Below are 20,127 nucleotides of genomic sequence, written 5' to 3' on the forward strand. Positions count from 1 at the left end.
GAGTATTGGAAGCGAGGTAGTCTTTGTAAATTGGAATATTCACCAGCTAGTGTTCGGAAAAACAAAATGAAGAACAGTATCCAACACATTCAAGCGTTTCTTGCGGTGGCTCGCACAGGCAGCTTCACCAAGGCGGCCAATGAACTGCATCTGTCGCCTTCCGCACTGACGGTGCAGGTCCAGCAACTGGAAGACTGGCTCGGCGTTGCCCTGCTCGACCGCAGCCCGCGCCATGTGAGCATCACCGCCGCCGGCCAGGAAGCCCGCGGCCCCATGGAAAAACTGCTGCTGGACCTGGACAACATCGTCACCGGCTCCCGCGATTTGGCCGCCCTGCGCCGGGGCGTGGTCACCATCGCCGCCCTGCCCTCGGTCTGCGCCGGCACCCTGCCGCCGGCGCTGCGCCTGTTTCGCGAGCGTTTTGCCGGGATCGAAGTGCGCCTGCATGACCTGGTGGCCCACCGTATTCATGCCCAGGTGCGTTCCGGCGAGGTGGATTTCGGCATCGGCGTGCGCGCACGGCTCAGCCATGGCCTGGCGTTCGTGCCGGTATTGAATGATCGCTTGTGTGCATTCGTGCCGGTGGATCATCCCCTCACTCGCCACCGTCAACTGAGCCTGGAACAGTTGGCGGACCAGCCGATCATCCTCACGGGCCGTGACAGCAGCGTGCGGGAGCAAGTGGATGCGCTATTCGATGAGACACGCCTGACGATGAACGCCGGCATGGAAGCCAACTACATGTCGACGGTGCTGGCGTTGGTGCGCCAGGGATTGGGCATCAGTGTGCTGCCGGAATCGGCGGCGGACAGCCTGGAAGGGTTGAAGCGCATCAGCATCGATCACCCCGGCGTGAACCGGGAGATCGGGTTGATCAGCCGCAGCGGGATGGGGTTGAGCCCGGCGGCGCAACGCTGCTTTGACCTGTTGAAAGAACAACTCTCTGACACACCACATTTTGACCGAGTGAATCAGTCCAGCATCGCCACATGCTTAGGATGACTGGCAACACGTTTCAACCACGCCTGCACACCCGGATAAGCGTCCAGCTCAAAACCACCCTCATGGGCCACATGGGTATAGGCATACAAGGCCACGTCCGCGATGGAGAACTGATCACCCACCAGGTACGGCGTCAGTTGCAGTTGGCGCTCCATGACCTTGAGCGCCTTGTAGCCACCCTTGTGCAGCTTCTTGTATTCCTCCAGGCGCTCCTCGGGCAGCCCCAGGTAGAACTGGATAAACCGCGCCACCGCAATGTACGGCTCGTGGCTGTACTGCTCGAAGAACTGCCACTGCAACACCTGGGTACGCAGGCGCGGTTCGGTCGGCAGGAACTCGCTGCCATCGGCGAGGAAGTTGAGGATCGCATTGGACTCCCACAGGCAGGTGCCGTCTTCCAGTTCCAGTACCGGGATCTTGCCGTTGGGGTTCTTGGCCAGGAATTCGGCGGTCTGGGTGTCGCCCTTGAGGATATCGACATCGATCCATTGGTACGGGATGCCCAGCAGGCTGAGCATCAATTTGACCTTGTAGCAGTTGCCCGACTTGTAATCGCCATAAACTTTGTACATGGGGCTCCCCTTATGCCGCTTGCGCGTGCTGTGCTTGACGGACCACCGCGGCCAGGCGCTTGAGACCTTCGTCCAGGCGGGCCGGGTCGATATGGCTGAAATTGAGCCGCAGCGAACCCAGGTGTTGGTCCGGCTCGGAAAAGAACGGTTCACCGGGCATGAACGCGACGTTCTGTTCTAACGCTTGCGCCAACAAGGTGCGGGTGTCGAGCGGCTGTTTCAAGGTCAGCCAGAAGAATAATCCACCCTGGGGCACCTGCCAGTCGGCCAGGTCAGCGAAGTGATGCGCCAGCGCCACTTGGAATGCGTCACGGCGCTCGCGGTAAAAGCTGCGCAGTTCCACCAAGTGCTGTTGGTATTTTTCCGTGCCGACCCATTGCATCGCCTGCCATTGGCCGACGCGGTTGGTGTGCAGGTCCGCCGATTGCTTGAGCTTGAGCAAGTGCGGGAACAGGTCCGGGCTGGCGATAAGGTAACCCACGCGCAAACCTGGCAACAACGTCTTGGACACAGTGCCGGTGTAGATCCAGCTGGCTTTTTTCAGGCGGCCAACAATGGGCTTGGCACTGCCGCCGTCGAAGGCCAGTTCGCGGTAGGGCTCGTCTTCGATCAGCGTCACCCCAAACTCGTCGAGCAAGGCGGCGACCGCTGCGCGCTTGGCCTCGCTGTAGCGTACGGCCGACGGGTTCTGGAAGGTTGGAATCAGGTAGATAAACGCCGGGTGGTGACGTTCGAGGTTAGCGCGCAACGCGGCCAGGTCGGGACCGTCGGTTTCCAGTGGCACGGTGAGGCAGTCGGCACCGAAGAGTTGGAAGATCTGTAAAGCAGCCAGGTAGGTCGGGCCTTCCAGCAGGATCTGGGTGCCTTTGTCGATGTACAGTTTGGCGGCCAGGTCCAGGGTTTGCTGGGAGCCGCTGACCACCAGCACCTGGCTGGCCTGGCACGGTACGCCCAAGGCGCGAGCTTGCGCAGCGAGCAATTCGCGCAAGTGAGGTTCGCCTTCGCTCATGCCGTATTGGCCGATAGTGAGCGGCATGTCATCCCAGTCCAGGGCGGGCAGCATGGCTTGCGCGGGTAGGCCACCGGCGAACGACATCACTTCCGGACGCTGGGCCGCCGCGAGGATTTCACGGATCAGGGAGCTTTTGAGGCGCGTAACACGTTCAGAGAAGGCCATTAGGGTCACCGGTAGCGAAGACTGTAGAAAATACGTCAAACTGGTTGACCGAAATTACGACGACTTCAGTGGATACGTCAATATGCTTGACCTTAAAAATCCGACCAGCCAGCAAACAGCCATGGAGGCGTTCTTCTTCGGCTACCAGGCCTTTACCGCCAAGGCCGACGAAATGCTTGAGCGCCGTGGCCTGAGCCGGGTGCACCAGCGCATCGTGTTTTTTATCGCACGCTACCCCGCCCTGAGCGTGAAGGAACTGCTGGAATTGCTCGGGGTGAGCAAACAGGCGCTGAACATGCCGTTGCGTCAATTGCAGGAAATGCACCTGGTGGACAGCGTCGCGTCCGAGACCGACAAGCGCAAACGCCTGCTGGAATTGACAGAGGAAGGTCGGCGTTTCGAGCAGTCATTACGCCGTGAACAGGTGAAGCTGTTACAGCGCGCGTTCAGTGAAGCGGGCGAAGACGCGGTGGCGGGATGGCTGGCGGTGAATCAGGCGTTAAGTGCGGCTAATTAGCCTTTCATCCCCTTTTACCCAGCCAATCGAAAACATTATTTGCTTTATTTGTATACAAAAGCATAATTCGCTTCGTGCGAGTTCCTGACCTATTGGTCAACAAACCCGCCAGTACCTCTCAGCGCCTACGCGCTGGCCATAACAATAAAATGCTTGAGGAGTACTCGCTGTGGATAGCCGCAAATCCGAAGCCTCACCCCTGGACCTCCAACCCACCCACACCGGCTGGCTGGAACGCCTGTTCAAACTGCGCTTGCATGGCACCACAGTGAAGACCGAGCTGATCGCCGGCCTCACCACCTTTATCACCATGGCGTACATCATCTTCGTCAACCCGAACATCATGGCCGACGCCGGCATCGATCATGGCGCGGCGTTCGTCGCCACCTGCATCGCCGCCGCGCTGGGTTGCCTGTTGATGGGCCTGTATGCCAACTGGCCAGTGGGTCTCGCACCGGGCATGGGGTTGAACGCGTTTTTCACCTACACCGTGGTCGGCACCATGGGCTACACCTGGGAAACCGCGCTGGGCGCGGTGTTTATCTCCGGCGTGTTGTTCATGGGCCTGACGCTCTCGCGGGTGCGTGAGTGGTTGCTCAACAGCATTCCGGTCAGCCTGCGCCATGCCATGGGCGCGGGTGTCGGCTTGTTCCTCGGGGTGATCGGTTTGAAAACCGCCGGGATCATCGTCGACAGCCCGGCCACGCTGATCAAGCTCGGCTCGCTGCATGAACCCGCGCCACTGCTCGCGGCCGTGTGTTTCCTGCTCATCGCCATTCTCAGCTACCACCGCGTGTTTGGCGCGATCCTGATAAGCATCATCGCCGTCACCCTGGCAGGATGGGGGCTGGGGCTGGTGCACTACAACGGCATGATCTCCACCCCACCGAGCCTGGCGCCGACCTGGATGGCCATGGACGTGAAAGGTGTGTTCAATGTCAGCATGATCAGCGTTGTATTTGCCTTTCTTTTTGTACACATGTTCGACACCGCAGGTACACTGATGGGCGTCGCGCAACGAGCCGGGCTGGTCAATGCCGATGGCAAGATCGATAACCTGTCCCGCGCGCTGAAGGCCGACAGTGCCTCCAGCGTGTTCGGTGCCATGGTCGGCGTGCCACCGGTGACCAGCTACGTGGAAAGTGCCGCCGGTGTCGCCGCCGGTGGCCGCACCGGGCTGACGGCCGTGACCGTAGGCGTTCTGTTTGTGGCGGCGATGTTCTTCGCGCCGCTGGCCGGCATGATTCCTGCGTACGCCACGGCCGGCGCGTTGATCTATGTCGCGATGCTGATGATGAGCGGCATGGCCCATATCAACTGGGACGACGCCACCGACAGCATCCCGGCGATTGTTACGGCGATCATGATGCCGCTGACCTTCTCGGTTGCCGACGGGATCGCCCTGGGTTTTATCACCTATGTGGCACTGAAGGCCGGTACCGGCAAGCATAGGGAAATTTCTGTCAGCCTGTGGGTGCTCTGCGCGATCTTCATTGCCAAGTTCGCGTTCCTGTAGGGACACCGGTTTGACCCCGCCTCACCCCGTCGGGTGGGGCTTTTGTATGAAGGGAGGAACGCAATGAGTCTGGAAACCTGGCTGCTGTTCAGCGGCGCTGCGCTGGTAGTGATCCTGATCCCAGGACCGCTGTCATTGCTGATGATCAGCAACAGTTTGAATTTCGGTCTGCGCCGCTCCTACCCGGCATTTCTCGGTGGGGTGTCTGCCTCGATCTGCCTGTTGAGCGCATCGGCATTAGGCCTGGGCGCCCTGCTGCTGGCGTCGGAACACCTGTTCAGCGCGTTGAAAATTGTCGGCGCGGTCTACCTGTTTTATCTCGCCTGGCAGAGTTGGCAGCAATCGCGCCAACCGGCCCAAGGTGCCGTGGTACCGCAGGCCGTCGCTACGCCGCGCTTTCGCACGCTGTTTGGCCGCGCCTTTATATTGGGCGCCAGCAACCCCAAGGACATCCTGTTTTTTGCCGCCTTCCTGCCGCAGTTCCTCAGTGCCCAGCAGGCGTTTGTGCCACAGCTGTTGATCATGATCGCCACGTGGACCGTACTCGACCTGCTGTGCAAGCTGGCCTACGGCCTCGGCGCCCATGGCGCAGCGCAGTACCTGCGCAGCGGCAAGGGGCAACGCTGGTTCAACCGCATCAGCGCAGGGTTGTTCAGTGGTGCGGGCGCGGCGTCACTGCTCAGTCGCTGATCGTTACCTAGTCCGTCACCTTGATCATGAACACCGTGAAGTAACCCGCGCTGCGGTTGTGCTGTATGCCCACCAGCATTTTGACCAGGCGTTTGTCCTTCATGGCTTGCTTGACGGGTTCGTACAGCCCCTTCTTGCTGGCAGGGCTATGGGTCAGGGTTCGTCGAAACCAGGTGTCGGACAACTGCAGCACATCCGTGGACTGGATATTCAGGCTGCTCGACTCCGTCCAGCGCGTCATCATGAAGTACACATTGCTGGATTTGGGATGGGTGCAGATAAAGTTGTATTGGTTGCCCATCTTGCGTTTCTCCACTGCCGTGACGGTAAAACCCTGGCGCTCAAGCACTTGCCTGACGGCCTTGCGCACGGTCAAGTTTTTGGTGCGCGTGCTCGCGGTGCCTTTTGGGCCAGACAGTGCAGGAGGCAGTCGAAAAGGCACGATGAAGTCCACGCGGGCAAACCCCATCCCAGTGCTTTCAGTGGCGATGTTGATGCTCGCTCGCTTCTCCAGTCGCAGCGGCTTGAGCATCCTTAACAGGTCATCCGTCTGCCCCAGAACGCGGGGCACCGGCGGCAGCCAATCATCGAGGGTCGCGCGAATATTGAGCAGGCGCGTGGCGGTCATTGAGTTCCCCGTATCGGCCAGTTCTACCAGACGATGGGCTACGGCGTACTGACTCGAGCGGGTCAAGCCAGGAAAAGCCGTAGCCACCGACTCGACCAAGGGCCCAACGAACAGCGGTTGACGCGGCGTCCACAGGCCGTCGGCCCCCAAGGTAAAAGGAATGGGCTGGGAAGCCAGGTCATCGCTGAGCCAGTGGACCAGTTCGTCATAAGGCCCTTCTCCCATGCGTACGCTACGCCTCACGAAAACCAGATCGTCCGGTGCCTTCGCGCCTGCGGGGAGGATCTCGTAATATTTGTTGCCCAACAGCAGTGCGTCGTAAGGTCGGGGGCCAGGCATACGGTACAAGCGCTTGGAAGCGGATATCGCCTGCGGTGGCTCGGCCGGCACTTCCTGCCCCCAGCCCTGCCAGGCATGATCCGCCAGCACGGCGCGGTCCCGATAACCGGTGCGGGGAGGAGCCTGCGGTGCCGACCAGCCGGTGTTCCCCTCCGTTGTATCCCAAGGCCTCCACCGCCCGGAGCTGGGACCGGGCGTCGGTTCCGGGGCGTCGGCCCCCAGTAGCCACTCGGAGGGTTCTTGAATGCGCAGCACCAGTTCGTTCTCACCGGCGGCCTTAGTGTTTTTCATGCGCAGGTCGCGCTCCCCTGGGCGACGATAAACGGCGTAGCGCTCTGCACCGTCGACCACAAACTGTTCGCCGCCTTTCACATAACTGCCCTTGCTGTGGCCACGAAGGGCAATCGCACCGTCGACGGTGGTCGAGGTGCTATAGCCGTCAAGGCCCTTGAGCGAACGCGCGCCGGGCGACGAACGCAAATAAAAGTCGCCGCCATGTGCCATTCGCTGCTGGCGATGCAACTGCTTGAGGGCCTGGCGCAGGGTCGCGGTGCTGAGGCCACGACTGCCCCGCGCCAGGATGCCGGGGCTTAAGGTCATGAGCGCTTCGACCACGGCCATGTGGACACTCGACACCAGGTCGAACACTGCACGTGGCGAGGCGCGTTGATACACCCGCCTGGCAGCCAGCAATACTTCGTACACCTTGACACCCAGGCCCACCCCCGGCACGTAGGACAATAGCCCGCGCCGCCTGGCGTCGACCTGTTCACCCAAGCGCCATTCGCGATAGGCCTGCAACTCTTCACGAGAGTTGGACTCACTGCGCGCCTGGCGCTGGACACCGAGTACCCGAGCATGGGCCACCATGGCCAACAGGTGATAGCCGTTGCTGAGGGTAATCCCCAACCACTGACGCGGTGCTGCGGCCTGTTGCTCACTGATTTCGGCTTCGATCTCCGTCAAGGCTTTGGCCGGCTGTACGCGCCAGGTCATGAACCATCGCCGCACAGCCTTTGCGATGCCCGGCCAACCGTTGCTTGCAAACCCGTGGATGACCCTCAACCAGCTCAATGGTTCGGCGACACGGTGCAGGACTTCCGGGTAACTGCCGAGGGCCTGAGCCTCCCAACCCGGCGCGATTTTGCGGGCAATGTCCAGACAGATGTCCGGTTCAGCCGCAAGGTCGATCAGTGTCTGACGAGCTCGCGCCAGGTTCAGGTGCTCGGTTAACGCCGGATGCCCTGTTGCCTCGGGCCAATACACCAGGCACCGGCCATCGACTTGATCGAGGATCACCACAATGCCGGCCACATGTCGCGGCTGGGGTAACGTCAACGCCTCCAGCCGAACGCAACACAACTGAACCCGATGACCGTTACGTTCCAGGTCAGACACCGAGCGGGCGCTCAGCGCAACGTCAAACAGGCTTTGCGCACGGGCACTCAACCCCGCGTTGACGGCACTGAACAGCTCCCATCGCGCCGCCAACCGAAACGCCCGTAACAGGACCGCCCGCAGGCCAGTCGAACCCTCGCCATCGCCATAAAACGCCTGACTGATCTGGTGGTCGTACTGCCCGCCCAGGTCCAGGGCCGAAATGGTTTCAAGCAAATAGTCAGGGGTCAGGCGAGTCTTCCAGGAGGGTTCCAGGTAACGCGCATGGCGCAACCTCTGTCGTGTCCAGGGCGCCTCGGCATCCAGGTTGCTCAGGGCCAGTTGTAACAGGCTGAACTGGCTGCGTTGCTGGCTGACCACCGTCTTGATCCCCGACCCGCCCGCCGGGCGTTGTGGGTGGCCTTCCCAGTGGGTACTGACATCATCGGGCAACTCCAGCATCGGTTGGTCGATGTTCACCTCGGGATAAAAACCATCGACGGTCAACTGCGCGATCAGCGCTTGGCGAGCAAACGTCGCCAGCGCCGGCAACTGGTGAAACAGGCCGCGCTCGAGGACCTGGCGCGCACTCAGGGCCTGGGTTTGCAGCCGTCCATATTGCCTGCGTTGGGCCACTGCGGCCTGGGCCATCCAGGCGGGCAAACGCTTGACCTGCGCCGCCGCCAGGCGCAAGACCTCGACATTGGCCAACGCCTGGTCCCGCGTATCGTTGGGTGGGATCTGCAAGCTGCTGGCCGCTTCATCGGCCAACAGCATTTTGGCCAAGTCTGTGTCACTGACTTCGCGAAAAATTTGCTCGCCTTTTTCCACGCTCACCCGCAGTTGATTGAAGCCTTCGAGCTGCTCACGAATCGCCAGCATCAGCGCGTGCCCTTCAATCACCGACCAGGTCACCGTCAACGGCTGGTCGGTCGCCAAGGCGTTGACCTCAGCCATGGCCTGTGCGCGCTTCGGACGGTGAACGCTGCGCCACAGGGGTGAGCCGTCCGCGTCTTTAAGACTGGCGTCCAGCGCGGCAGACAGTTGCTCCAGTGAATTGAACCCTTGAAGCCCACCGTGGATACCCGGCAAATAAAACAGCACCGGCTCTTGGCGAATCGGCCGCGCCACAGCCTCGGCAGTGGTGATGACCCATGCTCCGAGCAAGCGATGGCCGCTGCCAATCGAGACACCCAGCCACCGCGTTGTACTGCGTGCATCGGCGGTGGCTGGTTTTTTTTCCAGGGCTTCAAGCCCGACCTTCAGATGGCGGGGCCCGATCAACTTCAACTGGTGTTGCAGGCGCACCTCGGCATCCAAAGCCGTATGACATGCCTTCAGCAGTTGCGAAGCCCGTGAACGCTGCCCTGCGGGGCTATATTTCCAGTATTCGAGGTCTGCCAGGCGCGAGTCAGAGACCAGCGTTTGCGCAGCGGCAAAGGCCTCCTGCCACTGCCGGTGCAGCGCTTGGAAGTCGCTATGCGCGGAGGTCTCATGGTTCAGGTCCGTGGGGTCCAACAGCCCCGACAGCGCTTTCTCATAGCGCAGCAGCTTGGCTTCGCGGGTTTTGATCGCCAGGTCCGAATCCAGGCTGGCAAAATCGATGTGCTGCAACCGACGTAGCCGGTCCCACTCCAGCATTTGCTCCAACGCAGCGTGAAGGTCCGGTCGTGGCTGGATCCACTGCTTGCGCTCCTGCTCAACCCGCTGCAAGCGCTGGATAATACTCCCCTCGCTGCCGCGTGCCGCGTTGCGAGGAAACACCAGGACCAAGTTGATCTGCCGGACACAATCGCGCTCATTTTCCCATTGGACGCGCACCACGCTATCGGCGCTGTGGTGCAGTGCGTTATCCGTCAGCGGTTGCGGGGGCTGGACGGTGAGAGGAACGGCATCCTGTGAGACAACGTCCGGTAATTCGTGTCGACGACTCAGGGGCAAACGTGGCCACACGGCCTCCAAATGCCGATTGATCAACCTCGGCAGTTGCTCTTGCAAGCTGATCAAGGAGCCAAATTCGTGAAACACCTGGGCCAACCCCGGCAGAACAATCACCTGCCGCTGATGGCTGCGCCCCTCGTCCTGATAGATATGCAAGGCGCCGCCCAACAGCACGCGGACCGCTGCCTTGGCCGGCCAAAATAGCGGTGAAACCTGCAAACCGCCCCAAAACCCACCCGCCTGCTGCCGCGCCGCCAAGGTGGGCGCGTCGAGGATGCCCTGGACCATCTCCACGCCATGATCCGACAGCTCCAACACGCCGTGAGCCAGCAACGCCTGGTCGGCTAACCACTCGCTGTAGACCTCACGCCAACGTGCCTGGCGTGACAGCCAGGAGTCGCCCGCCAATCCCGTCCAGTAATCCGTCTGGGCCTCATCAAGCTGCGCGTGGTCCCACTCTCCAAGAGCATCCAACAAGGCCGCCTGGGACCTGTCATCCAGCGTACACGGGGCCACGCCATCATCATCGAGCTCCGACGCCAGCAACCTCAGGCTCGCCTCGATCAAGTCCGGCAGTGAGCATACCTGGCCCTCCGGCATCGGCACTTTGCCCGGCAGGGCTTCAAGGTTCACGCCGAAGGCCTTTTGTAATGCCACGCGCGTAATCCGGCGAATGCGTGGGGCACGGCTCAGTAAGGTGTTCAGGCGTTTGGTCGATGCCCGGGCTCGCAGGCTGGCGGCGTGCAGCTCGTTGATCGTGCGGCTGGGCAAAGCGCTGGAATTGATTCGGCGGGTCAAGCCGTCCTTGATAGGGTCATCGTCGACACGTCCTGCCTGAGAGTCGGGTACCTCGCTCATCTTCGCCTCCGTTGCTCTGAAAAACACGAGGCTACGCAGATCGACGACTGCTCCCGATGTACATAAATAACCTTGGCCTAATAAAAATATCTCGGGCGCTTTCTCTGTTCATCTGCCAGGGAAACCCTAGAAAGCGCCCGTGCCGGATCGCCCTCCTTGAACAGCACTCGAAAAAAAGCCCGCAGTGTGGGCGGGCCAAAACCAACGAAGTCAGTGGTGTACGTTAGTCAGCTACCGCGGTAAGTCGAATAGCTGTAGGGCGAAATCAGCAGCGGGACGTGATAGTGGTCCTGCTCGGCGCTGATGCCGAACAGCAGGACCACCACATCAAGAAACGCAGGCTCCGGCAATTGCAAGCCTCGAGCGCGGTAGTAGTCGCCCGCACTGAACTGCAACTGATAGACACCGCTGCGGTAGTCATCACCTTGCAGCAGGGGGGCATCGCAGCGGCCGTCGCTGTTGGTCTGTGCGGTGGCAACCAGTTCCAGCTGCGCGCCTTCGACGCGATACAGCTCGACCTTGATTGCGCTGCCGGGGCAGCCGTGTGCGGCGTCCAAAACGTGTGTGGTCAAACGTCCCATGGCGTCTGTGCGCCTCCCGTGGTCAGTAATAGAGGAAACCGCACTCTTTCAGGGCATCAAAAAAGCCGGCGATGAACGATTAAGACACTTTTCAAAAAACTTGTACACAATAAATTTAACAAACACCCGGTCCCCGTGAGTGGCGGCCAGGGTGGCGACGGTGGTGCACCTGCTATACCCAGTTAGAATGCTTGCCGGTAAGCTGACGCCTACAGGTGGGCGTCTACCAAAAAGATTTTAGGCTTTAGCTGACCAGTCAGGCAGGTTTCTTGCAGTAACTGAAACGCATGCCATTCGGAAAAAATGCAGAAATGCAGGCTTACAAACTGAGCAATAAGTTGTATACAATCACTCATCGCTACTTCGACGAACAAGAAGGAAGACTGCAGTGAGCGCTGACTACCCACGCGACCTGATCGGTTACGGCAGTAACCCTCCTCACCCCCATTGGCCGGGCAAGGCGCGCATTGCGCTGTCTTTCGTACTCAACTACGAAGAGGGCGGCGAGCGCAATATCTTGCACGGAGACAAGGAATCCGAAGCCTTCCTCTCGGAAATGGTCTCGGCCCAGCCGCTGCAAGGCGCGCGCAACATGAGCATGGAGTCGCTGTACGAATACGGCAGCCGTGCCGGCGTATGGCGCATCCTCAAGCTGTTCAAAGCATTCGATATCCCGCTGACCATCTTCGCCGTGGCCATGGCCGCCCAGCGTCACCCGGATGTGATCCGCGCGATGGTCGAGGCCGGCCACGAAATCTGCAGCCACGGCTACCGCTGGATCGACTACCAGTACATGGACGAGGCCCAGGAGCGCGAGCATATGCTCGAAGCCATCCGCATCCTCACCGAACTGACCGGCGAACGCCCGCTGGGCTGGTACACCGGGCGCACCGGCCCCAACACCCGACGCTTGGTGATGGAGGAAGGCGGCTTCCTCTACGATTGCGACACCTACGACGACGACCTGCCCTACTGGGAACCCAACAACCCCACCGGCAAGCCGCACCTGGTGATCCCCTATACCCTGGACACCAATGACATGCGCTTCACCCAGGTGCAGGGTTTCAACAAGGGCGATGACTTTTTCGAGTACCTCAAGGATGCGTTCGACGTGCTCTACGCCGAAGGCGCCGAGGCACCGAAGATGCTGTCCATCGGCCTGCATTGCCGCCTGATCGGCCGCCCTGCCCGCCTGGCCGCCTTGAAGCGTTTTATCGAATACGCCAAGGGCCATGAACAGGTGTGGTTCACCCGCCGCGTCGACATTGCCCGTCACTGGCACGCGACCCATCCGTACACGGGAGCAGCGAAATGACTGCGTTCCAAACGCTGAAACCGTCGACCCTGAGCCGCGACACCTTCGTCCAGGCCTTCGCCGACATCTACGAACATTCGCCATGGGTGGCCGAAAAGGCCTTCGACCTGGGCCAGGACGCGTCGATCGACCAGATCGAAACCCTGCACCAGCGCATGAGCGACATCCTGTTGAGCGCTGATCATGCAAGCCAGCTGGCCTTGATCAATGCTCACCCGGACCTGGCCGGCAAAGCCGCCGTCCAGGGCCAGCTTACCGTGGCCAGTACTGGAGAACAGGCTGGCGCCGGTATACACCAATGCACGGCCGAAGAGTTCTCGCGCTTCACCGAGCTGAATGATGCCTACAAGGCCAAGTTCAAGTTTCCCTTCATCATGGCGGTAAAAGGCAGCAACCGGCATCAGATCCTCGCCGCGTTCGAAACGCGCATCCACAACGCGGTAGACACCGAGTTCAAGTGCGCGCTGGACGAGATCAACAAGATCGCGTTGTTCCGCTTACTGACCCTCTAAACGACCATCCCCAGCCACTTTATCTAAGGCAGACAAGAAGAATGAAAGCTTACGCCGCACCTTTCGAGAAGTTCGTCAACCTGGCCGACGCCCGCCTGGGCACCAAGATCATCTCTGTCACCGATGACTGGTTCGCCGACGCCAACCGCCTGTTCCAGCCGACCCCGGCCGTGTGGAAGGAGGGCGTTTTCGATGACAACGGCAAGTGGATGGACGGCTGGGAGTCGCGCCGCAAGCGCTTCGAAGGCTACGACAGCGCGGTGATCCGCCTGGGCGTACCGGGCTCGATCAAGGGCGTGGACATCGACACTTCATTCTTCACCGGCAACTACCCGCCGTCGGCCTCCCTGGAAGCCTGCTTCCTGGCCTCGGGCGAGCCTGACGAAACCACCCAGTGGGTGGAAGTGCTGTCGGCCGTCGAGCTGCAAGGCAACAGCCACCACTACCACGAGATCAACAACGACCAGGCGTTCAGCCACCTGCGCTTCAACATCTACCCGGATGGCGGCGTCGCGCGCCTGCGTGTGTACGGCGTGCCGTTCCGCGACTGGTCCTCGGTGGGCGACAACGAACAGGTCGACCTGGCTGCCGCACTCAACGGTGGGCGTGCCCTGGCGTGCTCCGACGAACACTTCGGGCGCATGAGCAACATCCTCAACCCAGGTCGTGGCGTCAACATGGGCGACGGCTGGGAAACCGCGCGTCGTCGTACACCGGGCAATGACTGGGTGATCGTCGCCCTGGGCCACCCGGGCGAGATCGAGAAGATCATCGTCGACACCCTGCACTTCAAGGGCAACTACCCGGACACCTGCTCGATCCAGGGCGCGTTCGTGAAGGGCGGCACCGACAGCCAGATCGAAACCCAATCGCTGTTCTGGCGCGAACTGCTGCCGGCGCAGAAGCTGGAAATGCACGCCGAACACACCTTCGCCGAGCAGATCAAGGCGCTGGGGCCGATTACCCACATCCGCCTGAACGTGTTCCCGGATGGTGGCGTGAGTCGCCTGCGCGTCCTCGGTAAAGTTTCGAAGTAATCGGTGCCCCCTGTAGTGAGCGGGCTTGCCCCGCGCTGGGTGGCGAAGCCGCCCCAATCCAGCCACCGCATTCTGTCAGACAGAACTCAGGCGCCTGGTTTTAGGGCGGCTTCGCCACCCAGCGCGGGGCAAGCCCGCTCACTACAGAAGCAAAACAAACACACAGAATCCGGATAAGAAGACAGCCATGCGCACACTGATGATCGAACCCCTGACCAAAGAAGCCTTCGCCCCTTTCGGAGACGTTATCGAAACCGACGGCAGCGATCACTTCATGATCAACAACGGGTCGACCATGCGCTTTCACAAACTGGCAACGGTCGAAACCGCCAAGCCGGAAGACAACGCCATCATCAGCATCTTCCGCGCCGACGCGCTGGATATGCCATTGACCGTGTGCATGCTGGAGAGACACCCGCTGGGCAGCCAGGCTTTCATTCCGCTGCTCGGCAACCCCTTTCTGATCGTGGTCGCGCCACTTGGCGATGCACCTGTATCGGGCTTGGTCCGCGCCTTCGTCACCAACGGCAGGCAGGGCATTAATTACCATCGCGGCGTCTGGCACCACCCGGTGCTGACGATCGAAAAGCGGGATGACTTCCTGGTGGTTGATCGCAGTGGCACAGGCAATAACTGCGATGAGCATTTTTTTGAAGAGGATGAGCGGTTGATCCTCGCCCCCCACCAATAAGAGAAGGCCGGATCACCCGACAACAAGGGTGACAGGCGAGAGGTAAAGACTGTGGAAGCACATTTGATGGAATGGCTGAACCTGAGCGTGCGCTGGGTTCACATGATCACGGGCGTCGCGTGGATCGGCGCTTCTTTCTACTTCGTCTGGCTGGAAAACAACCTTAATCGCGTCAACCCCAAGAGCGGCCTGGCCGGTGACTTGTGGGCGATCCACGGTGGCGGTATCTACCACCTGGAAAAATACAAACTGGCCCCACCGACCATGCCGGACAATCTGCACTGGTTCAAATGGGAAGCCTATTTCACCTGGATGTCCGGGATAGCGCTGCTGTGTGTGGTGTTCTACTGGAACCCCACGTTGTACCTGCTGGCACCGGGCAGCAGCCTCAGTGGTCCGGAAGGCGTGTTGCTGGGCATTGGCTCATTGTTCGCCGGCTGGTTCATCTACTCCTTCCTCTGCGACTCGGCCCTGGGCAAGCGCCCTGCCCTGCTCGGTTTCATCCTGTTCGTGCTGTTGATTGCCGCCGCGTACGGCTTCAGCAAAGTGTTCAGTGGCCGTGGCGCCTACCTGCACGTGGGTGCGGTGATCGGCACCATCATGGTCGGCAACGTGTTCCGCATCATCATGCCGGCGCAACGCGCACTGGTCGCGGCGATTGCCGAGAACCGCACGCCGGACCCGGCGCTGCCAGCCAAAGGCCTGCTGCGTTCGCGACACAACAACTACTTCACCTTGCCGGTGCTGTTCATCATGATCAGCAACCACTTCCCGAGCACCTACGGCAGCCAATACAACTGGCTGATCCTGGCCGGTATCGCGGTGGCGGCGGTGTTGGTGCGGCACTACTTCAACACGCGGCATAACAGCCAGAAGTATGCGTGGACCTTGCCGGTAGGCGCCTTGGCGATGATTTGCCTGGCGTACGTGACCGGACCGAAACCGGTGTCGACGACCCCGGAAGTGGCCAAGGCGCCGGCGGCCATCGAGTATCAGCCGTTGCCGGAAACGGCGTTGGGCGGAGGTTTGAAACCCGCCGCGCCCGCTGCGCCTGCCGAACCGGCTGCAGCCCCTGCGGCACCTGCCCAGGCGACGATTGATTTCGACAAGGTCCATGGCGTGATCCAGGAACGCTGCGCCGTATGCCATTCGGCCAAACCGACCAGCCCATTGTTCAGCACCGCTCCGGCCGGGGTGATGTTCGACACCCCGGCGCAGATCCAGCAGCAGGCCGCGCGTATTCAAGCGCAGGCCGTGGCGAGCCAGATCATGCCGCTGGGCAACATCACCCAGATGACCCAGCAGGAGCGGGATCTGATCGGCACCTGGATCAACCAAGGAGCGCGTACCAACTGACAGGCTGGCGCAGATCCAAATGTGGGAGGGGGCTTGCCCCCGATGGCAGCGTGTCATTCAACGCATCAGTGACTGAACAACTGCAATCGGGGGCAAGCCACCTCCCACAAGGGTCTCCGGTGTTTTGAAGATTGAGTTACACCCGGCAATTGAATGCCGAACAACACAACAATAAAAAGATCCGAGGTGTTGCATGACCGAGTTAGTCGAACCGCAGATTCCTGCCGCGCCCGCCATGGTGCGGCTGCCCCTCTTGCAACTGATTCTGGTAGGCCTGCAACACGTCTTGCTGATGTACGGCGGCGCCGTCGCCGTGCCCCTGATTATTGGCCAGGCCGCCGGCCTGAGTCGTGAAGAAATCGCCTTTCTGATCAACGCCGACCTGCTGGTGGCCGGCATCGCCACCCTGGTGCAGTCGTTCGGCATCGGTCCGGTGGGCATTCGCATGCCGGTGATGATGGGCGCCAGTTTTGCCGCCGTCGGCAGCATGGTCGCCATGGCCGGCATGCCGGGTATCGGCTTGCAGGGGATCTTCGGCGCAACCATCGCCGCCGGGTTCTTTGGCCTGTTGATCGCGCCGTTCATGTCCAAGGTCGTACGCTTTTTCCCACCGTTGGTGACCGGCACGGTGATCACTGCGATCGGCCTGTCGCTGTTTCCGGTGGCCGTGAACTGGGCCGGTGGCGGCAGTGCCGCTGCGACGTTTGGCTCACCCATCTACCTGGCAATTGCCGCGTTGGTACTGGCCACCATCCTGCTGATCAACCGCTTCATGCGCGGATTCTGGGTGAATATCTCGGTGCTGATCGGCATGGGCCTGGGCTACGCCTTGTGCGGGGCTATCGGCATGGTCGACCTGAGCGGCCTGGCCCAAGCGCCGTGGGTGCAAGTGGTGACGCCGCTGCACTTCGGCATGCCCAAGTTCGAGTTGGCGCCGATCCTGTCGATGTGCCTGGTGGTGGTGATCATCTTTGTCGAGTCCACTGGGATGTTCCTCGCGCTGGGCAAGATCACCGGCCAGGACGTCACGCCAAAGATGCTCCGTCGCGGCCTGCTGTGTGATGCCGGTGCGTCGTTCTTTGCCGGCTTCTTCAATACCTTCACCCACTCCTCGTTCGCCCAGAACATCGGCCTGGTGCAGATGACCGGCGTGCGTTGCCGCTCGGTGACGATGATGGCCGGCGCATTTCTGATCGTACTCAGCCTGCTGCCCAAGGCCGCCTACCTGGTGGCATCGATTCCACCGGCGGTACTGGGGGGCGCGGCGATTGCCATGTTCGGGATGGTGGCGGCCACCGGGATCAAGATCCTCCAGGAAGCCGACATCGCCGACCGTCGCAACCAATTGTTAGTGGCGGTGAGCATCGGCATGGGCCTGATCCCAGTGGTGCGCCCGGAGTTCTTCGCGCAGCTGCCGTTGTGGATGAGCCCGATTACCCACAGCGGCATCGCCATGGCCACCCTCAGCGCGTTGTCGCTGAATATCCTGTTCAACATTCTCGGCGGCGCTGAACGACCTGCCGTTGCTCACACGCATTGATTCCTTTGTTAGTAAAACAATAACAAGACAGGGAACACTCACATGCACACCCTTCACCTGGGGCCGGCCACAAGCCGTGCCCCATTCTCGCCCCACGCGCGCTGTTACAGCGCACTTGAGCCCAAGCTTTGGAGCCAGTATTCTCCGCGCCCGCTCGAATCAACTCAAAAAAAAACAGCGAATGTAAAAGCTGACTGCAAGGCCAACTTATCCCGGCCTTATGTCTGCGGCCAACGTGCGCAAACGTCCTCTGAATTCGACTGCATCCGATGCAGCCGACGGGGATTTTTTGGCTTTTTAAACACCTTGGCGCAGCTCTTGCTAAAAGCACTAAAGCTGACCAAACAGACGATTTTTGCAGCGAAGCCAAAGGCGTCACACCAGAGCGCCTGTGTAGAAGAAAAACCATAAAACTTTAACTCGGGAGCAACCGAATGAAACCTATGTTCCAAGGCCTGATGCTGGCGGGATCCCTGCTGGCCGGTGGCCAAGCCGTGGCCGGTGACCTGTTGCAGTGGCAGAACAACAGCCTGACTTATCTGTGGGGCAAGAGCTTTACCGTCAACCCGCAGATCCAGCAAACCGTCACGTTCGAACATGCCGATGCCTGGAAGTACGGCGACAACTTCCTCTTTGTCGACCGCATCTTTTACAACGGCAAGGAAGACGGCAACGTCGGCCCAAGTACGTATTACGGCGAAATCAGCCCGCGGCTATCATTCGGCAAAATCCTGGACAAAGACTTGTCCTTCGGCCCGATCAAAGATGTGCTGCTGGCACTGACTTACGAGTTCGGCGAAGGCGATAACGAGTCGTATCTGGTCGGCCCCGGCTTTGACTTGAACATCCCCGGTTTCGATTACTTCCAGTTGAACTTCTACCAGCGCCAGACCGAAGGCAATCGCCCGGGTGACGGCGTTTGGCAGATCACCCCGGTCTGGTCGTACACGATTCCGGTCGGCAACTCCGATGTGCTGATCGATGGTTTCATGGACTGGGTGACGGACAACGACAAGAACGCCCGTGGCACTTACCACGCCAACCTGCACTTCAACCCACAGGTCAAATATGACCTGGGTAAAGCGCTGCATTGGGGCGACAAGCAGTTGTATGTGGGCTTTGAGTACGACTACTGGAAGAACAAGTACGGGATCGAAGATTCCGGCGCGTTCAAGACCAACCAGGACACGGCGAGTTTCCTGGTCAAGTACCACTTCTGACAGAACACTGCAGATCTAATGCGGGAGGGGGCTTGCCTCCTCCCACATTTAGTCCTGTTTCAAACCGAGGAACCGAGTGATTTCTTCGCGCTTGGCCAACGCATCCCGCCGCCCCAACTCAATCAACTCGCTGCAATACCCCGCCTCGAACAACAAGTAACTCAACACCCCCGCCCCACTCGTCTTGGTCGCCCCCGGCCCGCGCAAAAACAACCGCAACGCCGCCGGCAATTCCTGGCGATGCCGTGCCGCGATTTCGTCGATGGGCTGGCTGGGCGCAATCACCAGCACTTCCACCGCCGCCACCCCAGGCGAGGCATGGCTGAACTGGTTCAAGCGCTCCAGCAATTCGATATCGCTTTCCAGGCTATCAATGAACGTACTGTTGAGCATGTGCCCACCGATCTGCGCCAGGGTCGGTTCCTGGCCGGTGTAGGTGCGTTGCGTCACCGGCTCAATGCCACGCGGGTTGCCACTGACCCCCACCACCAGCACGCGACTGGCCCCCAGGTGCAAGGCCGGGCTGATCGGCGCCGACTGCCGCACGGCGCCATCGCCGAAATACTCCTGGTCGAGTTTCACCGGGGCAAACAGCAAAGGGATCGCCGAGCTGGCCAGCAGGTGCTCCACCGTCAGTTGGGTCGGCACGCCGATGCGGCGGTGGCGCAACCAGGCGTCGATGGTGCCGCCGCCCTGGTAGAAGGTCACCGCTTGCCCGGACTCATAACCGAAGGCCGTCACCGCCACTGCGTGCAAGTGTTTGTGGCGGATAGCCTCGTCGATGCCGTCGAGGTTCAAGCGCTCCTGCAACAGGTCGCGCAGCGGCGAGCTGTTGAGCAGTGCCACCGGCACCTGAGCGCCGATGCCCAGCAGGCTATGGATGAAAAAGCGGCCCGCCTGGCGAATCACCCCCGGCCAATCGCTGCGCAGCACCAGATGGCTGCGAAAGCCCTGCCAGAACGCGGTCAGGCGTTGGATGGCCGCGGTAAAGTCCATGGCGCCACTGGCCAGGGTCACAGCATTGATCGCGCCAGCCGAGGTGCCGACGATCACCGGGAAAGGATTGGGTGCCCCTGGCGGCAACAGCTCGGCAATGGCCGCCAATACCCCTACCTGATACGCCGCTCGCGCCCCGCCGCCGGAAAGAATCAAGCCAGTAACCGGTTCAGCTGGGCGCATTGCGTCACTCCATGTAGGGAAAGGTCTGTCTTTGTGGCGAGGGAGCTTGCTCCCTCGCCACACGTGCAGTACTTATCCA

Annotated in this window: 17 protein-coding genes; 12 read left to right on the forward strand and 5 right to left on the reverse strand. The window is 60.7% G+C overall.

The annotated features are described in order from the left end of the window. Positions 1-66 precede the first annotated feature (66 nt). Positions 67-1,002 carry a LysR family transcriptional regulator gene (locus ACI512_RS26100; RefSeq protein ID WP_405121423.1) on the forward strand — a complete coding sequence of 312 codons (936 nt, stop codon included), beginning with the start codon at positions 67-69 and terminating at the stop codon, positions 1,000-1,002. Here the strand turns inward: ACI512_RS26100 and ACI512_RS26105 are convergent. Next, positions 972-1,574 (reverse strand): glutathione S-transferase family protein, encoded by a 603-nt coding sequence (locus ACI512_RS26105; RefSeq protein ID WP_015885116.1) that lies wholly within the window; start codon positions 1,572-1,574, stop codon positions 972-974. The genes ACI512_RS26100 and ACI512_RS26105 overlap by 31 nt on opposite strands. Before the next feature lie 10 nt (positions 1,575-1,584). After that, complete coding sequence (locus tag ACI512_RS26110) at positions 1,585-2,751, reverse strand: PLP-dependent aminotransferase family protein (RefSeq protein WP_236378830.1); 1,167 nt, start codon at positions 2,749-2,751, stop codon at positions 1,585-1,587. An 82-nt stretch (positions 2,752-2,833) separates the two neighbouring features. On the opposite strand from ACI512_RS26110, the gene ACI512_RS26115 reads away from it, so the two are divergent. The 3 genes from ACI512_RS26115 to ACI512_RS26125 all read left to right on the forward strand — a co-directional run bounded on the left by ACI512_RS26115 (position 2,834) and on the right by ACI512_RS26125 (position 5,474). Next, the gene (locus ACI512_RS26115) at positions 2,834-3,268 is read left to right on the forward strand and encodes a MarR family winged helix-turn-helix transcriptional regulator (protein WP_015885118.1); all 435 of its coding nucleotides are present in this window, start codon (positions 2,834-2,836) and stop codon (positions 3,266-3,268) included. A 169-nt stretch (positions 3,269-3,437) separates the two neighbouring features. Continuing rightward, entirely contained in the window at positions 3,438-4,784 is a 1,347-nt protein-coding gene (locus ACI512_RS26120) for an NCS2 family permease (RefSeq protein ID WP_015885119.1), read from the forward strand. Between the two features lie 63 nt (positions 4,785-4,847). Continuing rightward, on the forward strand, positions 4,848-5,474 hold the full coding sequence (locus ACI512_RS26125) for a LysE family translocator (RefSeq protein WP_046036061.1): 627 nt from the start codon (positions 4,848-4,850) through the stop codon (positions 5,472-5,474). 7 nt (positions 5,475-5,481) lie between these two features. On the opposite strand, the gene ACI512_RS26130 is transcribed toward ACI512_RS26125, so the two are convergent. Together ACI512_RS26130 and uraH are read right to left on the reverse strand one after the other, a co-directional pair. Continuing rightward, complete coding sequence (locus ACI512_RS26130; protein WP_405121424.1) at positions 5,482-10,617, reverse strand: dermonecrotic toxin domain-containing protein; 5,136 nt, start codon at positions 10,615-10,617, stop codon at positions 5,482-5,484. A 227-nt stretch (positions 10,618-10,844) separates the two neighbouring features. Continuing rightward, positions 10,845-11,198 carry a hydroxyisourate hydrolase gene (gene uraH, locus ACI512_RS26135; protein ID WP_405121425.1) on the reverse strand — a complete coding sequence of 118 codons (354 nt, stop codon included), beginning with the start codon at positions 11,196-11,198 and terminating at the stop codon, positions 10,845-10,847. Between the two features lie 388 nt (positions 11,199-11,586). Here uraH and puuE point away from each other — a divergent pair, with 388 nt between their 5' ends. The 8 genes from puuE (at position 11,587) to ACI512_RS26175 (ending at position 18,869) form a co-directional block, all read left to right on the forward strand. Then, complete coding sequence (puuE, locus tag ACI512_RS26140; protein WP_064052759.1) at positions 11,587-12,513, forward strand: allantoinase PuuE; 927 nt, start codon at positions 11,587-11,589, stop codon at positions 12,511-12,513. Next, positions 12,510-13,025 (forward strand): 2-oxo-4-hydroxy-4-carboxy-5-ureidoimidazoline decarboxylase, encoded by a 516-nt coding sequence (gene uraD, locus ACI512_RS26145; RefSeq protein WP_064052758.1) that lies wholly within the window; start codon positions 12,510-12,512, stop codon positions 13,023-13,025. The genes puuE and uraD overlap by 4 nt, the downstream gene beginning before the upstream one ends. A gap of 41 nt (positions 13,026-13,066) precedes the next feature. After that, entirely contained in the window at positions 13,067-14,062 is a 996-nt protein-coding gene (alc, locus tag ACI512_RS26150) for an allantoicase (RefSeq protein WP_015885125.1), read from the forward strand. Between the two features lie 187 nt (positions 14,063-14,249). Next, a complete protein-coding gene (locus ACI512_RS26155; protein ID WP_015885126.1) occupies positions 14,250-14,753 on the forward strand; it encodes an ureidoglycolate lyase in 504 nt (167 codons plus the stop codon). 51 nt (positions 14,754-14,804) lie between these two features. Further along, on the forward strand, positions 14,805-16,109 hold the full coding sequence (locus ACI512_RS26160) for a urate hydroxylase PuuD (RefSeq protein ID WP_064052757.1): 1,305 nt from the start codon (positions 14,805-14,807) through the stop codon (positions 16,107-16,109). A 193-nt stretch (positions 16,110-16,302) separates the two neighbouring features. Further along, complete coding sequence (locus ACI512_RS26165) at positions 16,303-17,649, forward strand: nucleobase:cation symporter-2 family protein (RefSeq protein ID WP_236378849.1); 1,347 nt, start codon at positions 16,303-16,305, stop codon at positions 17,647-17,649. Between the two features lie 42 nt (positions 17,650-17,691). Then, positions 17,692-18,060 (forward strand): hypothetical protein, encoded by a 369-nt coding sequence (locus ACI512_RS26170; RefSeq protein ID WP_236378852.1) that lies wholly within the window; start codon positions 17,692-17,694, stop codon positions 18,058-18,060. A gap of 23 nt (positions 18,061-18,083) precedes the next feature. Next, a complete protein-coding gene (locus ACI512_RS26175) occupies positions 18,084-18,869 on the forward strand; it encodes an outer membrane protein OmpK (protein WP_046036057.1) in 786 nt (261 codons plus the stop codon). Positions 18,870-18,917: 48 nt separating this feature from the next. On the opposite strand, the gene ACI512_RS26180 is transcribed toward ACI512_RS26175, so the two are convergent. Further along, positions 18,918-20,048, reverse strand: a complete 1,131-nt coding sequence (locus tag ACI512_RS26180; protein ID WP_231808667.1) for a patatin-like phospholipase family protein — start codon at positions 20,046-20,048, stop codon at positions 18,918-18,920. Positions 20,049-20,127 lie beyond the last annotated feature (79 nt).

The sequence above is a fragment of the Pseudomonas petroselini genome (assembly GCF_045037875.1).
Lineage (GTDB): Bacteria > Pseudomonadota > Gammaproteobacteria > Pseudomonadales > Pseudomonadaceae > Aquipseudomonas > Aquipseudomonas petroselini.